Genomic DNA, 17,820 nt, shown 5'->3' on the forward strand with positions numbered 1-17,820 from the left:
AACCTGAGGGCGCCGCGTCAAGTCAGACTCCCCGCATCATCGTTGACGACCATCGCGAGCAAGCTCGCTCCTACAGAGACAGAGCTCGCTCGCGAAACAAGTCAATACAAGACGCCCGGCTTATGCCGGGCGTTTTTGTTTGCTTGTAATTTACTCCCCCCTCCTCCTGTAGGAGCGAGCTTGCTCGCGAAGAACCTGAGGGCGCCGCGTCAAGTCAGACTCCCCGCATCATCGTTGACGACCATCGCGAGCAAGCTCGCTCCTACAGACAGCGGACATGCCGATCAACAGGCAGCAAAAAGGCGCCTCTCGGCGCCTTTTTGTTTTGCCTTTGAACGTCAGGCCATCTCGGCCGTGGTCTCGAACTCGAAGGTCAGCTCGCCGTCCTTGATGTCGATGTGCACCACACCGCCATGTTCGGCCAGTTCGCCAAAGAGAATCTCCTCCGCCAGCGGACGCTTGATCTTGTCCTGGATCAGGCGCGCCATTGGGCGAGCACCCATTGCCGCGTCGTAGCCACCTTCGGCGAGCCAGCTGCGAGCCGCATCGGTGACCTCCAGCAACACTCGCTTGTCTTCCAGCTGCGCCTGAAGCTCGGTAAGGAACTTGTCCACCACGCTCTTGATGACCTCATGACTGAGGCGACCAAACTGGATGATGGTGTCCAGACGGTTGCGGAATTCCGGCGTGAAGCTCTTCTTGATCACTTCCATCGCATCGGAGGAGTGATCCTGATAGGTGAAACCGATCGAAGCGCGAGCTGCAGTCTCGGCACCGGCGTTGGTCGTCATGATGACGATAACGTTACGGAAATCCGCCTTGCGCCCGTTGTTGTCGGTCAACGTACCGTGATCCATGACCTGCAACAGCAGGTTGAAGACTTCCGGATGCGCCTTCTCGATCTCATCGAGCAACAGCACGCAGTGTGGCTGCTTGGTAATGGCTTCGGTGAGCAGACCGCCCTGATCGAATCCGACATATCCCGGAGGCGCACCGATCAGACGCGATACGGTGTGGCGCTCCATATACTCGGACATGTCGAAACGAATCAACTCGACACCCAGTGCCTTGGCCAACTGACGCGCCGCTTCGGTTTTACCGACACCGGTAGGCCCTGCGAACAGGAACGAACCGACAGGCTTGTCAGGGGACTTGAGGCCGGCACGGGACAGCTTGATCGCGGTTGCCAGCGAGTCGATCGCGGCATCCTGACCGAACACGGTCAACTTCAGGTCACGCTCGAGGTTACGCAACAGCTCCTTGTCGGAACTGGTGACGTGCTTTGGCGGAATCCGCGCAATTTTCGCGACGATGTCCTCGACCTGAGGCACTTCGATACGTTTAACGCGCATCTCGACCGGTTGCAGGCGCTGGTAGGCACCCGCCTCGTCGATCACATCGATGGCCTTGTCCGGCATGTGCCGGTCATTGATATAGCGCGAAGCCAGCTCGGCGGCGGCGCGCAGGGCTTCATCACTGTATTCGATATTGTGATGGAGCTCGAAACGCCCTTTCAGGCCGCGCAGGATGCCGATGGTGTCTTCCACCGAAGGCTCCGACACATCGACTTTCTGGAAGCGTCGTGCCAGGGCACGGTCCTTCTCGAAGATCCCGCGGAATTCCTGGAAGGTGGTCGAACCGATGCAACGGATATCACCCGAGGACAGCAGCGGCTTGAGCAGGTTCGAGGCATCCATGACACCACCGGACGCAGCACCCGCACCAATGATGGTGTGGATCTCGTCGATGAACAGGATCGCCTGCGGACGTTTTTTCAGTTCATTGAGCAGCGCCTTGAAGCGCTTCTCGAAATCACCACGATACTTGGTACCGGCCAGCAAGGCACCCAGGTCAAGGGAGTAAACCACGCTGTTGGCCAACAGGTCCGGCACCTGGTTGTCGACAATACGCTTGGCCAGGCCTTCGGCAATCGCGGTTTTACCCACGCCCGCCTCGCCCACCAGCAGCGGATTGTTTTTGCGACGACGCGCCAGGATCTGCGCGACACGCTCGACTTCCAGCTCACGGCCCACCAACGGATCGATTCGACCCTGGCGCGCGAGTTCATTAAGGTTACTGGCATAAGCATCCAGGGGATTGCCAGAGGAAGAAGACTCACCGCCCTCGTCGTCCTGCATATCTTGCTCACCTTCAGAATGATCGCCATGCCCCGGCACCTTGGAAATGCCATGGGCGATGTAGTTGACGACATCTATACGGGCAACGCTCTGCTGTTTCAGCAGGAACACTGCCTGACTCTCTTGCTCACTGAAGATCGCGACCAGCACGTTGGCGCCAGTCACTTCGCGTTTGCCCGAGCTCTGTACGTGAAACACAGCACGTTGCAGTACACGCTGGAAGCCCAGGGTTGGCTGGGTTTCGCGATCCTCATCATGCACAGGGATCAATGGCGTGGTGGAGTCGATGAACTCCTGCAGGTCATGCTTGAGTTTGTCGAGGTTTGCGCCGCAGGCACGCAAAACGGTGGCGGCAGCCTCATTGTCCAATAGGGCCAGCAGGAGATGCTCGACGGTCATGAATTCATGACGCTTCGAACGGGCCTCCTTGAAGGCAAGATTGAGGGTGACTTCGAGCTCGCGGTTTAACATAGCTTCACCTCATACCCAAGTGTCCGGCGATTAACCGTCCTTCTCGATTTCACAGAGTAGCGGATGCTGGCTTTCCCTGGCGTACTGGTTGACCTGCATGGCCTTGGTCTCGGCGATGTCGCGGGTAAACACTCCACATACTGCCCGTCCTTCCGTATGGACGGCCAGCATGACCTTGGTCGCCAGCTCGCGATTCAGGTTAAAAAACACCTCGAGCACTTCGACCACGAAATCCATCGGTGTGTAGTCATCATTGAACAAAACCACCTTGTACATCGGCGGCGCCTGCAGTGCAGGCTTTGCCTCCTGAACAGCAATGCCTGTGGAATCGTCGTCGTGTAAATCAGGGTGATCCTGATTGAATGTTAGTCGAATCTGGCTGATTGCATGCATGGAAAGAAAGGTTCGTCAGTGGTTCAAATACAGTGGTGGGGACGGCTATCAGCGTTTTCAACTCCGACTGCCTGGTCAGCTTGACTATCGGCAAAACGGTGTTACAACCAATAGAGCCCACAGTGGGTAAAAAAGGTCCGCGGAGTCAATCTTATTTACAGATTCGACTGCGGATGTACTGGATGATACTCCAGTGATGGAGTCTGTTGCAGAGGGATATGGGTATGGCTGTCGGCAAGGTGAAGTGGTTCAACAATGCCAAGGGTTACGGATTCATCAACGAGGAAGGCAAGACAGAAGATCTGTTTGCCCACTACTCAGCCATTAAAATGGATGGTTATAAAACCCTGAAAGCCGGGCAAGCTGTCGTATTCGAGATCATCCAGGGCCCCAAAGGTCTGCACGCGATCAACATCGGCAACCCGGTGGATGCCTCGAAAGCGGCTACATCCTCCGTGCAACAGACCGTTACGGTGTAAGCCCCCCCCCATCATCATCCCGCCATAAAAAAACCGCCTGACTCAAACGCTTGAATCAGGCGGTTTTCATATGCCTGCGTTTTCTTACATGTGCGAGATCAGCGCATCGCCGAAACCGGAAGACGACACCAGTTTCGCGCCTTCCATCAGACGCTCGAAGTCATAGGTCACGGTCTTGGCGGAAATCGCGCCGTTGGTGCCCTTGATGATCAGGTCGGCTGCTTCGGTCCAGCCCATGTGGCGCAGCATCATTTCAGCGGACAGGATCAGCGAACCCGGGTTGACCTGGTCCTTGCCTGCGTACTTCGGTGCCGTACCGTGGGTGGCTTCGAACATGGCCACGGTGTCGGACAGGTTGGCACCCGGCGCGATACCGATACCGCCCACTTCCGCCGCCAGGGCGTCGGAGAGGTAGTCACCGTTCAGGTTCAGGGTTGCGATCACATCGTACTCGGCCGGGCGCAGCAGGATCTGCTGGAGCATGGCGTCGGCGATGGCATCCTTGACGACAACGTTCTTGCCGGTTTTCGGGTTCTTGAACTGCATCCACGGGCCACCGTCGAGCAGGGTCGCGCCGAACTCTTCAGCCGCCACTTCGTAGGCCCATTCCTTGAAGGCACCCTCGGTGAACTTCATGATGTTGCCTTTGTGCACGATGGTCAGCGAATCGCGATCGTTGTCGACCACATATTGCAGGGCCTTGCGCGCCAGACGCTTGGTGCCTTGCAGCGACACCGGCTTGACGCCGATACCGCAGTTCTCGTCGAAACGGATCTTGGTAACGCCCATTTCTTCCTTGAGGAACTTGATGACCTTGGTGGCTTCCGGCGTACCGGCCTTCCACTCGATGCCGGCGTAGATGTCTTCGGAGTTCTCGCGGAAGATGGTCATGTCGACATCGCCTGGCTTCTTGACCGGGCTAGGCACGCCTTCGAACCAGCGCACCGGGCGCAGGCAGACGTACAGGTCGAGTTGCTGACGCAGGGCCACGTTCAGGGAACGGATGCCGCCACCGACCGGGGTGGTCAGCGGGCCCTTGATGGAAACCACGTAATCCTTGACCGCGTCCAGGGTTTCCTGAGGCAGCCAGGTGTCCTGATCGTAAACCTGAGTCGCTTTCTCCCCGGCGTACACTTCCATCCAGGAAATCTTGCGCTCGCCACCGTAGGCCTTCTTAACAGCAGCATCGACAACCTTGATCATGACCGGGCTGATGTCGACACCAATGCCGTCGCCTTCGATGAAGGGGATGATCGGGTTATTAGGAACATTGAGAGAATGGTCTGCATTGACGGTGATTTTGTCGCCGACGGCTGGAACCTGAATCTTCTTGTAACCCATGCTGAACTCCATTGATTGGATTGAACATCTGGCTTGGTTCGAGCGTAACCCAGTTGAATCGGCGCGCAAACCCTATGTTCCATCCAACTGCCGCAAAGCCTTGCAACTCGCGCGCTACAAGCCTGAAAGCAAAGGGAAAAGCGCCAAATTCAAGCACGACGAATGACCTTACGCCTTGCTCGCCCCTGCGACCTTTAGACCAATGGACGACATTCGTTGCGTATGAACCATCGGCAGATTGCCAGCTACCTATGTATAATGCCGCCGCTGACTAAAGGGTCACGACGGGCCAAACAGCTCTACGACGAGTGTTTACGCCCGATAAGCCGGTCTGTTACCGCAGCCCGGCTGCTTGACACCCTACTGATGCACCCAACATCACAGCAACGAAACCTCGATATTCGGCTCATGGATGACTTTGAACGAACGCGCTTACCCGGCGCCCTCGAGTTTCTGCGCACGCTTTAGCAAAGAAGAGAGAGTTAATCCGAATATGCCCACCCGCTCGAAGATCATCTATACCTTCACCGACGAAGCCCCAGCCCTCGCCACCTATTCTCTGTTGCCTATCATCGAGGCCTACACCGCTTCGGCCGATATCGCCGTTGAAACCCGCGATATCTCTCTTGCAGGGCGCATCCTGGCCAGCTTCCCCGAGCAACTGGGCGACAAAGCCGTAGCCGACCACCTCGCCGAACTGGGCGCCCTGGCCGTTACGCCTGAAGCCAACATCATCAAGCTGCCGAACATCAGCGCTTCGGTTCCACAGCTGCAAGCCGCGATCAAGGAACTGCAAGCCCAGGGCTACAACCTGCCGGACTACCCGGAAACCGTGACCTGCGACGCCGACAAAGAAGCCAAGGCGCGCTACGACAAGGTCAAGGGCAGCGCCGTGAACCCGGTTCTGCGTGAAGGCAACTCCGACCGTCGCGCTCCGCTGTCGGTCAAGAACTACGCACGCAAGCACCCGCACAAAATGGGCGCCTGGGCCAAGGACTCCAAGTCCCACGTCGCGCACATGAGCACCGGCGATTTCTACGGCAGCGAAAAAGCCGCCCTGATCGACGCCGCTGACGCCGTGAAAATCGAACTGATCGCTCAGGACGGCACCTCCACCGTCCTGAAAGAAAAGACCACCGTACAAGCCGGTGAGATCCTCGATTGCGCGGTCATGAGCAAAAACGCCCTGCGCAGCTTCATCGCGGCCGAAATCGAAGACGCCAAGGCACAAGGCGTGCTGCTGTCGGTTCACCTGAAAGCCACCATGATGAAGGTCTCCGACCCGATCATGTTCGGCCAGATCGTTGCCGAGTTCTATAAGGACGCACTGGCCAAGCACGCTGAAGTGCTGGCACAGATCGGCTTCAACCTGAACAACGGCATTGGCGACCTGTACGCTCGCATCAAGGCATTGCCTGCCGAGCAACAAGCTGCCATCGAAGCTGACATCCAGGCGGTCTACGCCGTTCGCCCTTCCCTGGCGATGGTCAACTCCGACAAAGGCATCACCAACCTGCACGTGCCGAGCGACGTGATCGTCGACGCCTCGATGCCGGCCATGATCCGTGACTCCGGCAAGATGTGGGGCACCGACGGCCAGCTGCACGACACCAAGGCCGTGATCCCGGATCGCTGCTACGCCACCATCTACCAGGCCGTGATCGAAGATTGCAAAGCCAACGGTGCGTTCGATCCGACCACCATGGGCAGCGTACCGAACGTTGGCCTGATGGCGAAGAAAGCCGAAGAGTACGGTTCCCACGACAAGACTTTCCAGATCAAGGCTGACGGCGTTGTTCGCGTCACCGACAGCAAGGGCAACCTGCTGCTGGAGCAGTCGGTTGAAGCCGGCGACATCTTCCGCATGTGCCAGACCAAAGACGCGCCGATCCAGGACTGGGTCAAACTGGCCGTCAACCGCGCTCGCGCCAGCAGCACTCCGGCGATTTTCTGGCTGGACCCGCTGCGCGCCCACGATGGCGTGGTGATCGAGAAAGTTCAGGCTTACCTGAAGGATCACGACACTGCCGGTCTGGACATCCAGATCATGTCGCCGGTCGACGCCATGAAGTACACCCTGCAGCGCACCCGCGCAGGCAAAGACACCATCTCGGTGACCGGCAACGTACTGCGTGACTACCTGACCGACCTGTTCCCGATCATGGAACTGGGCACCAGCGCCAAGATGCTGTCGATCGTGCCGCTGATGAACGGCGGTGGCCTGTTCGAAACCGGCGCCGGCGGTTCGGCTCCGAAGCACGTTCAGCAGCTGCTGGAAGAGAACTTCCTGCGCTGGGATTCGCTGGGTGAGTTCCTGGCCCTGGCTGCGTCCCTGGAACACCTGGGCGTGACCTACAACAATCCAAAGGCGCTGGTTCTGGCCAAGACCCTGGATCAGGCCACTGGCCAGTTCCTGGACAACAACAAGTCGCCATCGCGCAAAGTCGGCAACATCGACAACCGCGGCAGCCACTTCTACCTGGCGCTGTACTGGGCTCAAGCCCTGGCTGCCCAGACCGAAGACACTGCATTGCAAGCGCAGTTCGCGACCTTGGCCAAGACCCTGACCGAGAACGAGGCGACCATCGTTGCCGAGCTCAACGCCGTTCAGGGCAAGCCAGTGGACATCGGCGGTTACTACCACGCCGACGCCGAGCTGATCAGCAAGGCCATGCGCCCAAGCGCAACCTTCAACGCGGCTGTCGCTGCGCTGGTTTAAGGTTGTAAGGGAACATCACAAACCCCGGCCCTGTGCCGGGGTTTGTGTTTTTTAGCGTTCACATAAATTTATCTGAGAAATCCGATCCATGTGGGAGCGGGCTTGCTCGCGAATGCGGTTTATCATTCAACATCGATATTGACTGACCCACCGCTTTCGCGAGCAAGCCCGCTCCCACATTGACCGCACTCCAACATCTGAAGTTGAGGAAATCCCATGGACTGGCAACCCCACATCACCGTCGCCACCATCATCGAAGACAACGGCCGCTTCCTGATGGTCGAGGAACTCAAGCACGGACGCGTGGTGCTCAACCAGCCCGCCGGCCATCTGGATCCGAACGAAACCCTGACCGAAGCCGCTGTCCGTGAAACCCTCGAGGAAACCGGCTGGGACGTCGAACCGACCGGCGTGCTGGGCATTTACCTCTACACCGCCCCCAGCAACGGTGTGACATACCAGCGGGTCTGCTTCATCGCCAAAGCGTTGAAACACCATCCCGATTACCAGCTGGACGACGGCATTGTCGGCGCCAAGTGGCTGACCCGCGAAGAATTAATCGAACAGCGTGCCAACTGGCGCAGCGAGTTGATCATCCGCTGTATCGATGATTATCTGGACGGTAAACACTTCGGCCTCGAATTGATCCGTCCTTCTCTTTAGCCTTGCAGGCTGGAGCCTGTTAGAATCGCGTCCTTTTTCAAGACACTCATTGAATCCCTATGCGTGATCCAGCCCCTTCTGACACACAAAAGAAGCGCGTCATTGTCGGCATGTCCGGCGGCGTGGACTCTTCCGTTTCCGCCCTCCTGCTGATCGAGCAGGGTTATGAGGTGGAAGGCCTGTTCATGAAGAACTGGGAAGAAGACGACGGAACCGAATACTGCACCGCAATGGACGACCTGGCGGACGCCCAGGCCGTGTGCGACAAGATTGGCATCAAGCTGCACACCGCCAACTTTGCCGCCGAGTACTGGGACAACGTGTTCGAGCATTTCCTGGCCGAATACAAGGCCGGACGCACGCCGAACCCGGACATCCTGTGCAACCGCGAAATCAAGTTCAAGGCGTTCCTCGACTACGCCATGATGCTCGGCGCCGACCTGATCGCCACCGGTCACTACGTGCGTCGCCGCGACATCGATGGCCGCACCGAACTGCTCAAGGGCCTGGACCCGAACAAGGATCAGAGCTACTTCCTGCACGCCGTCGGCGGCGAACAGATCGCCAAGACCCTGTTCCCGGTCGGCGAACTGGAAAAACCGCAAGTGCGTGCCATTGCCGAGAAATACGAGCTGGCGACCGCGAAGAAAAAGGATTCCACCGGGATCTGCTTTATCGGCGAGCGCCGCTTCAGCGATTTCCTCAAGCAGTACCTGCCGGCGCAACCGGGCGAGATCAAGACCACCGAAGGCGAAATCATCGGCCGCCACCACGGCCTGATGTATCACACCATCGGCCAGCGCCAGGGCCTGGGCATCGGCGGGCTGAAGGATGCCAGCGATGAGCCGTGGTACGTGCTGATCAAGGACCTGGAACACAACGAACTGATCGTTGGCCAGGGTAATGATCACCCGTGGCTGTTCTCCCGCGCCCTGCTCGCTTCCGATATCTATTGGGTCAACCCGATCGATCTGAGCCAGCCGCGCAAGCTGACCGCCAAGGTCCGTTATCGCCAGGGCGACCAGCCCTGCACCCTGGAAAAGACCGCCACGGGTTATCGCGCAACCTTCGATGATCCGCAACGCGCAGTCACTCCGGGCCAGTCCGTGGTGTTCTACGACGGTGAAGTCTGCCTCGGCGGCGGCGTTATTGAAGTGGCTGAGCCATGGACCAGCAAGGGCACCCCTCAAGGCGAGCAACAATGAGCCCCATTCAGGAGCAATTGACAGCACTGGGCGGCGTGTTTCTCGCCGCCGTGCTGGTGGACAGGATTGCCAAGACCGGCCAGACCAACGAGGCCGGCCTGACCTGCATGCTCGGCAGCTTGCTGATTCGCGACCCCAAGGACACTCTGGAAGTCTATGGCGGCGATGACATCAACCTGCGTGAAGGTTATCGCGCCCTGATCGGCGCCCTTGAACGCGACCCAAGCGCCCTGCAGCGCGAGCCGCTGCGCTACGCCCTGGCCATGCTCGGTCTTGAGCGCCAACTGGCAAAGCGCAACGACATGCTCGACGTGATCGGCAAGCGCCTGCCGCAGATTCAATCCCAGGTCGAACACTTCGGCCCGGCGCACGAAAACGTGATCGCAGCGTGCGGCGCGCTGTATCAGGACACCCTGAGCACCCTGCGCCAACGCATCCAGGTGCATGGCGACATGCGTAACCTGCAACAACCGAGCAATGCCTCGAAAATTCGCGCCCTGCTGCTGGCCGGCATTCGTTCGGCGCGCCTGTGGCGGCAATTGGGCGGTCATCGCTGGCAGCTGGTGATCAGCCGCCGCAAATTGCTGAAAGAGCTTTACCCATTGATGCGTAACGAATAACCCGCATCGACGGAACCGAACTAAGCAATACGCGTAATACGCCGGTCAGTTGGCGACGGACCGGCGGATTTTTTCATGTATGATACGCGCCCCATTTCGTTGCCCGACTGTCCGAGAACACCCCATGCAGCTCTCTTCGCTCACTGCGGTTTCCCCTGTTGACGGCCGCTACGCCGGCAAAACCCAGGCCCTGCGCCCAATTTTCAGCGAGTACGGCCTGATCCGCGCCCGCGTCCTGGTTGAAGTGCGCTGGCTCCAGCGCCTGGCCGCTCACCCTGCCATCAGCGAAGTGCCGGCGTTCTCCGCCGAAGCCAACGCTGTGCTCAACACCCTGGCGGAAAACTTCTCTCTGGAGCACGCCGAGCGCGTCAAAGAGATCGAGCGCACCACCAACCACGATGTCAAAGCCATCGAATACCTGCTCAAAGAGCAAGCGGCCAAGCTGCCGGAACTGGCCAAGGTCAGCGAGTTCATCCACTTTGCCTGCACCAGCGAGGACATCAACAACCTGTCCCACGCCCTGATGCTGCGCGAAGGCCGTGATGACGTGATGCTGCCGCTGATGCGCCAGACCGCCAATGCCATCCGCGAACTGGCCATCCGCTTCGCCGACGTGCCGATGCTGTCGCGTACCCACGGTCAACCGGCCTCGCCGACCACCCTGGGCAAAGAACTGGCGAACGTGGTTTACCGCCTGGAGCGTCAGATCGCCCAGGTCGCTGCCGTTCCACTGCTGGGCAAGATCAACGGCGCTGTCGGCAACTACAACGCACACCTGTCGGCCTACCCTGAGATCGACTGGGAAGCCAACGCCCGCGCCTTCATCGAAGACGAGCTGGGCCTGGGCTTCAACCCGTACACCACGCAGATCGAACCGCACGACTACATTGCCGAGCTGTTCGACGCGATCGCGCGCTTCAACACCATCCTGATCGACTTCGACCGCGACATCTGGGGCTACATCTCCCTGGGTTATTTCAAACAGCGCACCATCGCTGGCGAAATCGGCTCGTCGACCATGCCGCACAAGGTCAACCCGATCGACTTCGAAAACTCCGAAGGCAACCTGGGCATCGCCAACGCACTGTTCCAGCACTTGGCGAGCAAGCTGCCGATCTCCCGCTGGCAGCGCGACCTGACCGACTCCACCGTGCTGCGCAACCTCGGTGTCGGCTTCGCCCACAGCGTGATCGCGTACGAAGCCAGCCTCAAAGGCATCAGCAAACTTGAGCTCAACGAGCAGAAGATTGCCGCTGACCTGGACGCCTGCTGGGAAGTATTGGCCGAGCCGATCCAGACCGTGATGCGTCGCTACAACATCGAAAACCCATATGAAAAGCTGAAAGAACTGACCCGCGGCAAGGGCATCAGCCCTGAAGCGCTGCAGACTTTCATCGACGGCCTGGACATGCCAGCTGCCGCCAAGGCTGAGTTGAAACTGCTCACCCCGGCCAACTACATCGGCAACGCTGTAGCACAAGCCAAACGCATCTGATCGACCGCTAGACCCTTTTAAGACGCCCGGCCGCGCCGGGCGTTTTTATTCCCGTCTGAAAAGTGCATTTTTTCAATAGGTTACACATGAATCCTGATATTCCTCTTCAACTTCTGGGCGGCATCACGGCACGGGAATTCCTGCGCGACTACTGGCAGAAAAAGCCGCTGCTGATCCGCCAGGCGATTCCTGATTTCGAAAGCCCGATCGACGCCGACGAACTGGCCGGCCTGGCGCTGGAAGAAGAAGTCGAATCGCGCCTGATCATCGAGAATGGCGAGCGTCCGTGGGAACTGCGTCGCGGCCCGTTCGCCGAAGATGAATTCAGCAAGCTGCCTGAAACTGACTGGACCTTGCTGGTGCAAGCTGTGGATCAGTTCGTCCCGGAAGTCAGCGAACTGCTGGAAAACTTCCGTTTTCTGCCGAGCTGGCGCATCGACGACGTGATGATCAGCTACGCCGCGCCAGGTGGCAGCGTTGGTCCGCACTTCGACAACTACGACGTGTTCCTGCTGCAAGGCCACGGCAAGCGCAACTGGAAGATCGGCCAGATGTGCAACACCGAGAGCCCGCTGCTGGCCCACGCCGACCTGCGCATCCTCTCCGAATTCGAAGCCACCGACGAATGGGTGCTGGAACCGGGCGACATGCTCTACCTGCCACCGCGCCTGGCCCATTGCGGCGTTGCCGTTGATGAATGCATGACCTACTCGGTCGGCTTCCGCGCGCCGAGCGCTGCCGAAGTGCTGACCCACTTCACTGACTTCCTCAGCCAGTTCCTGTCGGACGAAGAACGCTACACCGACGCCGACGCCTTGCCGACTGCCGATCCTCACCAGATCCAGCGCGACGCACTCGACCGCCTGAAAGGCTTGCTGGCCGAACACATGAGCGACGAGCGCCTGCTGCTGACCTGGTTTGGCCAGTTCATGACCGAGCCACGCTACCCGGAACTGGTGGTGGGCCCGGAGGACGTCGAAGAAGACGACTTCATGTCTGCCCTGGAACAAGGCGCAATCCTGATTCGCAACCCGAGCGCACGCCTGGCATGGTCCGAAGTCGACGACGACCTGCTGCTGTTCGCCAGCGGCCAGAGCCGTTATCTGCCGGGCAAACTGCGCGAACTGCTGAAGATGATCTGCGCCGCTGACGCGCTGCACGCCGACAACCTCGGCGAATGGCTGAGCGATGAAGACGGCCGCGGCCTGTTGTGCGAACTGGTCAAGCAGGGAAGCCTGGGGTTTGCCGATGAATAAGATTCACGTACGTGTCGCAGACTGGCAGAAGGACAACGCCGAGATCCGGCGCATTCGTGAAACGGTGTTCGTCGCCGAGCAGTGCGTTCCACCTGAACTGGAATGGGATGCCGACGATGCAACCGCCGTGCACTTCCTCGCGTTCGAAGGCGACTTTCCGATTGGCACCGCCCGTTTGCTGCCCGATGGTCACATCGGCCGAGTGTCGGTGCTCAAGGATTGGCGCGGCCTGAAAGTCGGCGACAAGCTGATGCAGGCGGTGATTGGCGAAGCCGAAGAACGCGGCTTGAAGCAACAGATGCTCAGCGCCCAAGTGCAAGCCACGGCGTTCTATGAGCGCCTGGGCTTCAACATGGTCAGTGAGGAGTTCCTGGAAGCCGGGATTCCGCATGTGGACATGGTGCGGCACTCGGCCTGATACCCTATGGCGAGGGAGCCTGCTCCCTCGCCACAGCACCACAAAACGCCCTGACATCACGCGATGCCGGGGCGTTTTGCTGTCTACGATTCAACTTACCCCACCCCGAGCCGACAAACTTGTAGGAGCGAGCTTGCTCGCGATGGGCGTGAACGATAATGCTGGAAGCCTGACACCCCGCGGCGTCCTCAAGACCATCGCGAGCAAGCTCGCTCCTACAAACCCCGGGCCGACAAAGTGGCAATATCAAGTCTTTAGAACGCGGAGATAACGGACATGTCCCTACGCACCCTGCTCACCACCCTGCTGCTCGGCTGCAGTTTTTCGGTGCTGGCAGCCACAGAAATCATCCCCCTCAAATACCACACCAGCGCCGACCTGCTGCCGGTTGCGCAGGATTTCGTCGGCAAGGAAGGCCAGGTCAGCGCCTACGGCAGCCAACTGATTGTCAACGCCGATGAGCGCAAGATCGACGAACTTAAAGCCCTTCTTTCGCAACTCGATACAGCGCCCAAACGGCTGCTGATCACCGTCGACACCAGTGACAACAACTTCCAGGGTGACCAGCGTCAAGCGGTGAACGGCGCCAAGCCAGGCCAGACCCGCATCATCAACTACAGCACCGACAGCCGCGACGGCGGCATTCAGCAGGTACAGGCCAGCGAAGGCGCACCGGCACTGATCCAGGTCGGCCAGAGCGTGCCGGTCACCAGCAGCCAGAGCGATTCCTATGGCGGCTACAGCAGCCAGACCGAGTATCGCAATGTCACCCAGGGTTTCTACGTCACCGCAAACGTCACTGGCGACATCGTTCACCTGTCGATCAGTACCAACCGTGACCGCATGAGCCAGGAACGTCCCGATGTAGTGAACGTACAAAGCACCGACACAACCGTCACCGGCCACCTCGGTGAGTGGATCCTGCTGGCCGGGGTCAATGGCCAGACCCAGGCCGACAAACAGGGCCTGACCCGCAGCTACTCGACCCAGAGCCGCAACGACATGACTTTGCGGGTTAAAGTCGACACCCTGGACTAAAGCACCAAAAACTGACTGCCGAGTCGTATTAGACCAAAGATGTAGTGCTCGAAAAAAAGCACTACAAAACGTTTGACGAGCCAAAAAAGCGAAGGCATGATGGCCTCGCTCCCGCTAATCAGGGGCCCTGGCAAGGGCCTTCGAGGCGATGTTCGCAACCTACCCCCGCGAACCGCTTCGTGTCTGTACCGCCCACAAGGTGTGTTTGACGAGGTTGTCGACTGGAACGAAGTTGTCCCGAGGGACGGAAGCGTAATTAGGTAACCCGGCAGCACACTGATGTTCGTACCAAGGCCCACGACGCCCGAATGCGCCCGCAGTTCGCCTTTACCTGCTCACTTCCCCTCGAGCCGATCGTTCATCCCGTCGCCCTCCCCGCCGAATCCGACTTGACCGCTTAAGCTTCTGGTCAGCGAGCGCAGGAATTTTCCACCGCAGAACAACTTTTCATAAAGACGCGACGAGGTTTATCTCCCATGGCACTGACACGCGAACAGCAAATTGCAGCCCTCGAAAAAGACTGGGCTGAAAACCCGCGCTGGAAAGGCGTGACACGCACTTACTCCGCTGCTGACGTCGTCCGCCTGCGTGGCTCGGTTCAACCTGAGCACACCTTTGCAAAAATGGGCGCCGAGAAGCTGTGGAACCTGGTCACCCAGGGTGCCAAGCCGGCCTTCCGTCCTGAGAAAGATTTCGTCAACTGCATGGGCGCCCTGACCGGCGGCCAGGCTGTACAACAAGTCAAAGCCGGTATCCAGGCGATCTACCTGTCGGGCTGGCAAGTGGCTGCGGACAACAACTCCGCCGAATCGATGTACCCGGACCAGTCGCTGTACCCGGTGGACTCGGTTCCAACCGTGGTCAAGCGCATCAACAACGCGTTCCGTCGTGCCGACCAGATCCAGTGGAAAGCCGGCAAGAACCCGGGCGACGCTGGCTACATCGACTACTTCGCACCCATCGTGGCTGATGCCGAAGCCGGTTTCGGCGGCGTACTGAACGCTTACGAGCTGATGAAGAGTATGATCGAAGCAGGCGCCGCCGGCGTTCACTTCGAAGACCAGCTGGCTTCCGTGAAGAAATGCGGCCACATGGGCGGCAAGGTACTGGTTCCTACCCAGGAAGCCGTACAGAAGCTGACCGCTGCCCGTCTGGCGGCCGACGTTGCCGGTACTCCGACCATCATCCTGGCTCGTACCGACGCCAACGCCGCTGACCTGCTGACTTCCGACTGCGACCCGTACGACCAGCCATTCGTGACTGGCGAACGCACCCAGGAAGGTTTCTACAAGGTTCGCGCCGGTCTGGACCAGGCCATCGCTCGCGGCCTGGCCTACGCGCCGTACGCCGACCTGATCTGGTGCGAAACCGCCAAGCCGGACCTGGAAGAAGCCCGTCGCTTCGCTGAAGCGATCAAGAAGGAATACCCGGACCAACTGCTGTCGTACAACTGCTCGCCTTCCTTCAACTGGAAGAAAAACCTGGACGACGCAACCATCGCCAAGTTCCAGCGCGAACTGTCCGCCATGGGCTACAAGCACCAGTTCATCACCCTGGCCGGCATTCACAACATGTGGCACAGCATGTTCAACCTGGCGCATGACTACGCCCGCAACGACATGACTGCCTACGTGAAGCTGCAAGAGCAGGAATTCGCCGACGCCGCCAAGGGTTACACCTTCGTGGCTCACCAGCAGGAAGTGGGCACCGGCTACTTCGACGACATGACCACCGTGATCCAGGGTGGCTCGTCTTCGGTAACAGCACTGACCGGTTCGACCGAAGAAGAACAGTTCCACTGATCTGCTTCGCTTGAGACATCAGCCGTTGCGGACCGGATAAAAAGCTAACCGCAACGCTGCACATCTGACGCCCCGACTGGTTCGGGGCGTTTTTTTTCCTGCGATTTAACAAACAACGCAAGCCCCCCCCCCCCTGTAGGAGCGAGCCTGCTCGCGATGACCCTGAGGGCGCCGCGGGGTGTCAGGCCCCCAGCGTCATCGCTGACCACCATCGCGAGCAAGCTCGCTCCTACAGGTACAGGGGATGGTGGTGACCTGGAAAAACATTGATCCAGAGCGACATCGACGTCAGAAAAATCCGCTAAAACGCACACCGCTGCTACTTGCTGTAACGCTCAAATAAGACAACTTCCCGAGTATCCGAGGGGCAAACAGTTTGAAAACCACCACAAACAATATTGATTATCATTTAGCTACAACTATGTTCGTTACATTCCCTACAAAACATTATTTGCGAAAAGCCCCCTAATGCCCGCAACGCAAGGGCTGCCGGCTTTTGCAGACTCGCTATGTCCTTATTCCTATAAATAATTTCGCTATAGGAATTTTACTTGCCGGGTGTTTAGCCATAAAATCAGCGGGATTGATTGCTGCGACATATCGTCACTGCTTTGTTTCTTTTCAAGCTCAGAGACCTTTGCTCTCTGTTAAGGATTACCAGCATGCCCGAAGCGACAGGACTCATGGCCCACAACTGGGGCTTTGCCATTTTCCTTCTAGGCGTTGTCGGCCTCTGTGCCTTCATGCTGGGCGTTTCCAGCCTACTCGGGTCAAAAGCCTGGGGCCGCAGCAAAAACGAACCGTTCGAGTCCGGCATGCTACCTACAGGTGGCGCCCGCTTGCGGCTCTCAGCCAAATTCTATCTGGTCGCGATGCTCTTCGTGATCTTCGATATCGAAGCCCTCTTTCTCTTTGCATGGTCTGTGTCCGTCCGCGAAAGCGGCTGGACCGGATTCGTCGAAGCTCTCGTTTTCATAGCAATTCTGTTGGCAGGCCTTGTCTACCTATTCCGAGTGGGCGCCCTTGACTGGGCTCCGGAAGCTCGGCGCAAGCGGCAAGCGAAGCTGAAACAATGAGGCTTTGGCAATGCAATACAATCTCACCAGGATCGACCCCGATGCTCCTAACGAGCAGTATCCGATTGGCCAACGGGAAACCGTTTCCGATCCGTTAGAAGATCAAGTCCACAAAAACATTTTCATGGGCAAGCTCGAAGACGTGCTCAACGGCACGATCAACTGGGGGCGCAAGAACTCCCTGTGGCCGTACAACTTCGGTCTTTCGTGCTGCTACGTGGAAATGACCACCGCCTTCACGGCGCCCCACGACATCGCGCGCTTTGGCGCCGAGGTTATCCGGGCATCGCCGCGTCAGGCGGATTTCATGGTTATCGCCGGTACCTGCTTCATCAAGATGGCGCCGATCATTCAGCGTCTCTACGAGCAAATGCTCGAGCCTAAATGGGTCATCTCCATGGGTTCGTGCGCCAACTCCGGTGGCATGTACGACATCTACTCCGTCGTTCAAGGGGTGGACAAGTTCCTGCCCGTGGACGTCTACGTGCCTGGCTGCCCGCCCCGCCCTGAAGCTTTCCTGCAAGGCCTGATGCTGTTGCAGGAGTCGATTGGCCAGGAGCGTCGCCCACTTTCCTGGGTCGTTGGCGATCAAGGCGTGTACCGCGCCGAGATGCCGTCCGAAAAGGAAAAGCGCCGCGAACAGCGTATTCAGGTAACCAACCTGCGCAGCCCCGACGAAGTCTGATCCAGTTCTGCTGTTTCAAAG

16 protein-coding genes are annotated in these 17,820 nt (G+C 58.7%); 13 read left to right on the forward strand and 3 right to left on the reverse strand.

Annotated features, from left to right (window positions below; genetic code table 11):
• Positions 1-338: 338 nt before the first annotated feature.
• Complete coding sequence (gene clpA, locus ACCD00_RS16130; protein WP_111287929.1) at positions 339-2,609, reverse strand: ATP-dependent Clp protease ATP-binding subunit ClpA; 2,271 nt, start codon at positions 2,607-2,609, stop codon at positions 339-341.
• A 30-nt stretch (positions 2,610-2,639) separates the two neighbouring features.
• Positions 2,640-3,002: an ATP-dependent Clp protease adapter ClpS gene (clpS, locus tag ACCD00_RS16135; protein WP_033052565.1), complete on the reverse strand. Its 363-nt coding sequence runs from the start codon at positions 3,000-3,002 to the stop codon at positions 2,640-2,642.
• Between the two features lie 224 nt (positions 3,003-3,226).
• Between clpS and cspD the strand changes: the two genes are divergently transcribed.
• Positions 3,227-3,481, forward strand: a complete 255-nt coding sequence (cspD, locus tag ACCD00_RS16140) for a cold shock domain-containing protein CspD (RefSeq protein ID WP_413426008.1) — start codon at positions 3,227-3,229, stop codon at positions 3,479-3,481.
• An 84-nt stretch (positions 3,482-3,565) separates the two neighbouring features.
• On the opposite strand, the gene icd is transcribed toward cspD, so the two are convergent.
• A complete protein-coding gene (gene icd / locus ACCD00_RS16145; protein WP_057399856.1) occupies positions 3,566-4,822 on the reverse strand; it encodes an NADP-dependent isocitrate dehydrogenase in 1,257 nt (418 codons plus the stop codon).
• Here icd and ACCD00_RS16150 point away from each other — a divergent pair.
• The 12 genes from ACCD00_RS16150 (at position 4,821) to ACCD00_RS16205 (ending at position 17,799) form a co-directional block, all read left to right on the forward strand.
• The gene (locus ACCD00_RS16150) at positions 4,821-4,988 is read left to right on the forward strand and encodes a hypothetical protein (RefSeq protein ID WP_413426010.1); all 168 of its coding nucleotides are present in this window, start codon (positions 4,821-4,823) and stop codon (positions 4,986-4,988) included. The two genes, icd and ACCD00_RS16150, sit on opposite strands and share 2 nt — an antisense overlap.
• A gap of 327 nt (positions 4,989-5,315) precedes the next feature.
• Positions 5,316-7,541 carry an NADP-dependent isocitrate dehydrogenase gene (locus ACCD00_RS16155; RefSeq protein WP_413426012.1) on the forward strand — a complete coding sequence of 742 codons (2,226 nt, stop codon included), beginning with the start codon at positions 5,316-5,318 and terminating at the stop codon, positions 7,539-7,541.
• A 216-nt stretch (positions 7,542-7,757) separates the two neighbouring features.
• Positions 7,758-8,204 (forward strand): NUDIX hydrolase, encoded by a 447-nt coding sequence (locus ACCD00_RS16160; RefSeq protein ID WP_413426014.1) that lies wholly within the window; start codon positions 7,758-7,760, stop codon positions 8,202-8,204.
• 59 nt (positions 8,205-8,263) lie between these two features.
• Positions 8,264-9,409 (forward strand): tRNA 2-thiouridine(34) synthase MnmA, encoded by a 1,146-nt coding sequence (gene mnmA / locus ACCD00_RS16165; RefSeq protein WP_413426016.1) that lies wholly within the window; start codon positions 8,264-8,266, stop codon positions 9,407-9,409.
• Positions 9,406-10,029: a high frequency lysogenization protein HflD gene (hflD, locus tag ACCD00_RS16170; RefSeq protein WP_057399860.1), complete on the forward strand. Its 624-nt coding sequence runs from the start codon at positions 9,406-9,408 to the stop codon at positions 10,027-10,029. The genes mnmA and hflD overlap by 4 nt, the downstream gene beginning before the upstream one ends.
• Positions 10,030-10,153: 124 nt before the next feature.
• Positions 10,154-11,524 carry an adenylosuccinate lyase gene (gene purB / locus ACCD00_RS16175; RefSeq protein WP_007940861.1) on the forward strand — a complete coding sequence of 457 codons (1,371 nt, stop codon included), beginning with the start codon at positions 10,154-10,156 and terminating at the stop codon, positions 11,522-11,524.
• Positions 11,525-11,610: 86 nt separating this feature from the next.
• Entirely contained in the window at positions 11,611-12,780 is a 1,170-nt protein-coding gene (locus tag ACCD00_RS16180) for a JmjC domain-containing protein (protein ID WP_413426019.1), read from the forward strand.
• Entirely contained in the window at positions 12,773-13,198 is a 426-nt protein-coding gene (locus ACCD00_RS16185; RefSeq protein ID WP_057399862.1) for a GNAT family N-acetyltransferase, read from the forward strand. Before ACCD00_RS16180 ends, ACCD00_RS16185 begins: the two co-directional genes overlap by 8 nt.
• Positions 13,199-13,474: 276 nt before the next feature.
• Positions 13,475-14,236: a secretin N-terminal domain-containing protein gene (locus tag ACCD00_RS16190; RefSeq protein ID WP_413426021.1), complete on the forward strand. Its 762-nt coding sequence runs from the start codon at positions 13,475-13,477 to the stop codon at positions 14,234-14,236.
• A 476-nt stretch (positions 14,237-14,712) separates the two neighbouring features.
• On the forward strand, positions 14,713-16,038 hold the full coding sequence (gene aceA / locus ACCD00_RS16195; protein ID WP_096510123.1) for an isocitrate lyase: 1,326 nt from the start codon (positions 14,713-14,715) through the stop codon (positions 16,036-16,038).
• 662 nt (positions 16,039-16,700) lie between these two features.
• On the forward strand, positions 16,701-17,114 hold the full coding sequence (locus tag ACCD00_RS16200) for an NADH-quinone oxidoreductase subunit A (protein WP_003223812.1): 414 nt from the start codon (positions 16,701-16,703) through the stop codon (positions 17,112-17,114).
• Positions 17,115-17,124: 10 nt separating this feature from the next.
• Positions 17,125-17,799, forward strand: coding sequence for a NuoB/complex I 20 kDa subunit family protein (locus ACCD00_RS16205; RefSeq protein WP_007970441.1), 675 nt, complete (start codon positions 17,125-17,127; stop codon positions 17,797-17,799).
• Positions 17,800-17,820: the final 21 nt, after the last annotated feature.

The organism is Pseudomonas sp. Pseusp3 (assembly GCF_047304225.1).
GTDB classification, from domain to species: domain Bacteria; phylum Pseudomonadota; class Gammaproteobacteria; order Pseudomonadales; family Pseudomonadaceae; genus Aquipseudomonas; species Aquipseudomonas fluorescens_CD.

Coding starts and splice junctions, on each gene's coding strand:
- clpA (WP_111287929.1), bottom strand. CDS start 2,609: ATGTTAAACCGCGAGCTCGAAGTCACCCTCAATCTTGCCTTCAAGGAG.
- clpS (WP_033052565.1), bottom strand. CDS start 3,002: ATGCATGCAATCAGCCAGATTCGACTAACATTCAATCAGGATCACCCT.
- cspD (WP_413426008.1), top strand. CDS start 3,227: ATGGCTGTCGGCAAGGTGAAGTGGTTCAACAATGCCAAGGGTTACGGA.
- ACCD00_RS16150 (WP_413426010.1), top strand. CDS start 4,821: ATGCTGAACTCCATTGATTGGATTGAACATCTGGCTTGGTTCGAGCGT.
- icd (WP_057399856.1), bottom strand. CDS start 4,822: ATGGGTTACAAGAAGATTCAGGTTCCAGCCGTCGGCGACAAAATCACC.
- ACCD00_RS16155 (WP_413426012.1), top strand. CDS start 5,316: ATGCCCACCCGCTCGAAGATCATCTATACCTTCACCGACGAAGCCCCA.
- ACCD00_RS16160 (WP_413426014.1), top strand. CDS start 7,758: ATGGACTGGCAACCCCACATCACCGTCGCCACCATCATCGAAGACAAC.
- mnmA (WP_413426016.1), top strand. CDS start 8,264: ATGCGTGATCCAGCCCCTTCTGACACACAAAAGAAGCGCGTCATTGTC.
- hflD (WP_057399860.1), top strand. CDS start 9,406: ATGAGCCCCATTCAGGAGCAATTGACAGCACTGGGCGGCGTGTTTCTC.
- purB (WP_007940861.1), top strand. CDS start 10,154: ATGCAGCTCTCTTCGCTCACTGCGGTTTCCCCTGTTGACGGCCGCTAC.
- ACCD00_RS16180 (WP_413426019.1), top strand. CDS start 11,611: ATGAATCCTGATATTCCTCTTCAACTTCTGGGCGGCATCACGGCACGG.
- ACCD00_RS16185 (WP_057399862.1), top strand. CDS start 12,773: ATGAATAAGATTCACGTACGTGTCGCAGACTGGCAGAAGGACAACGCC.
- ACCD00_RS16190 (WP_413426021.1), top strand. CDS start 13,475: ATGTCCCTACGCACCCTGCTCACCACCCTGCTGCTCGGCTGCAGTTTT.
- aceA (WP_096510123.1), top strand. CDS start 14,713: ATGGCACTGACACGCGAACAGCAAATTGCAGCCCTCGAAAAAGACTGG.
- ACCD00_RS16200 (WP_003223812.1), top strand. CDS start 16,701: ATGCCCGAAGCGACAGGACTCATGGCCCACAACTGGGGCTTTGCCATT.
- ACCD00_RS16205 (WP_007970441.1), top strand. CDS start 17,125: ATGCAATACAATCTCACCAGGATCGACCCCGATGCTCCTAACGAGCAG.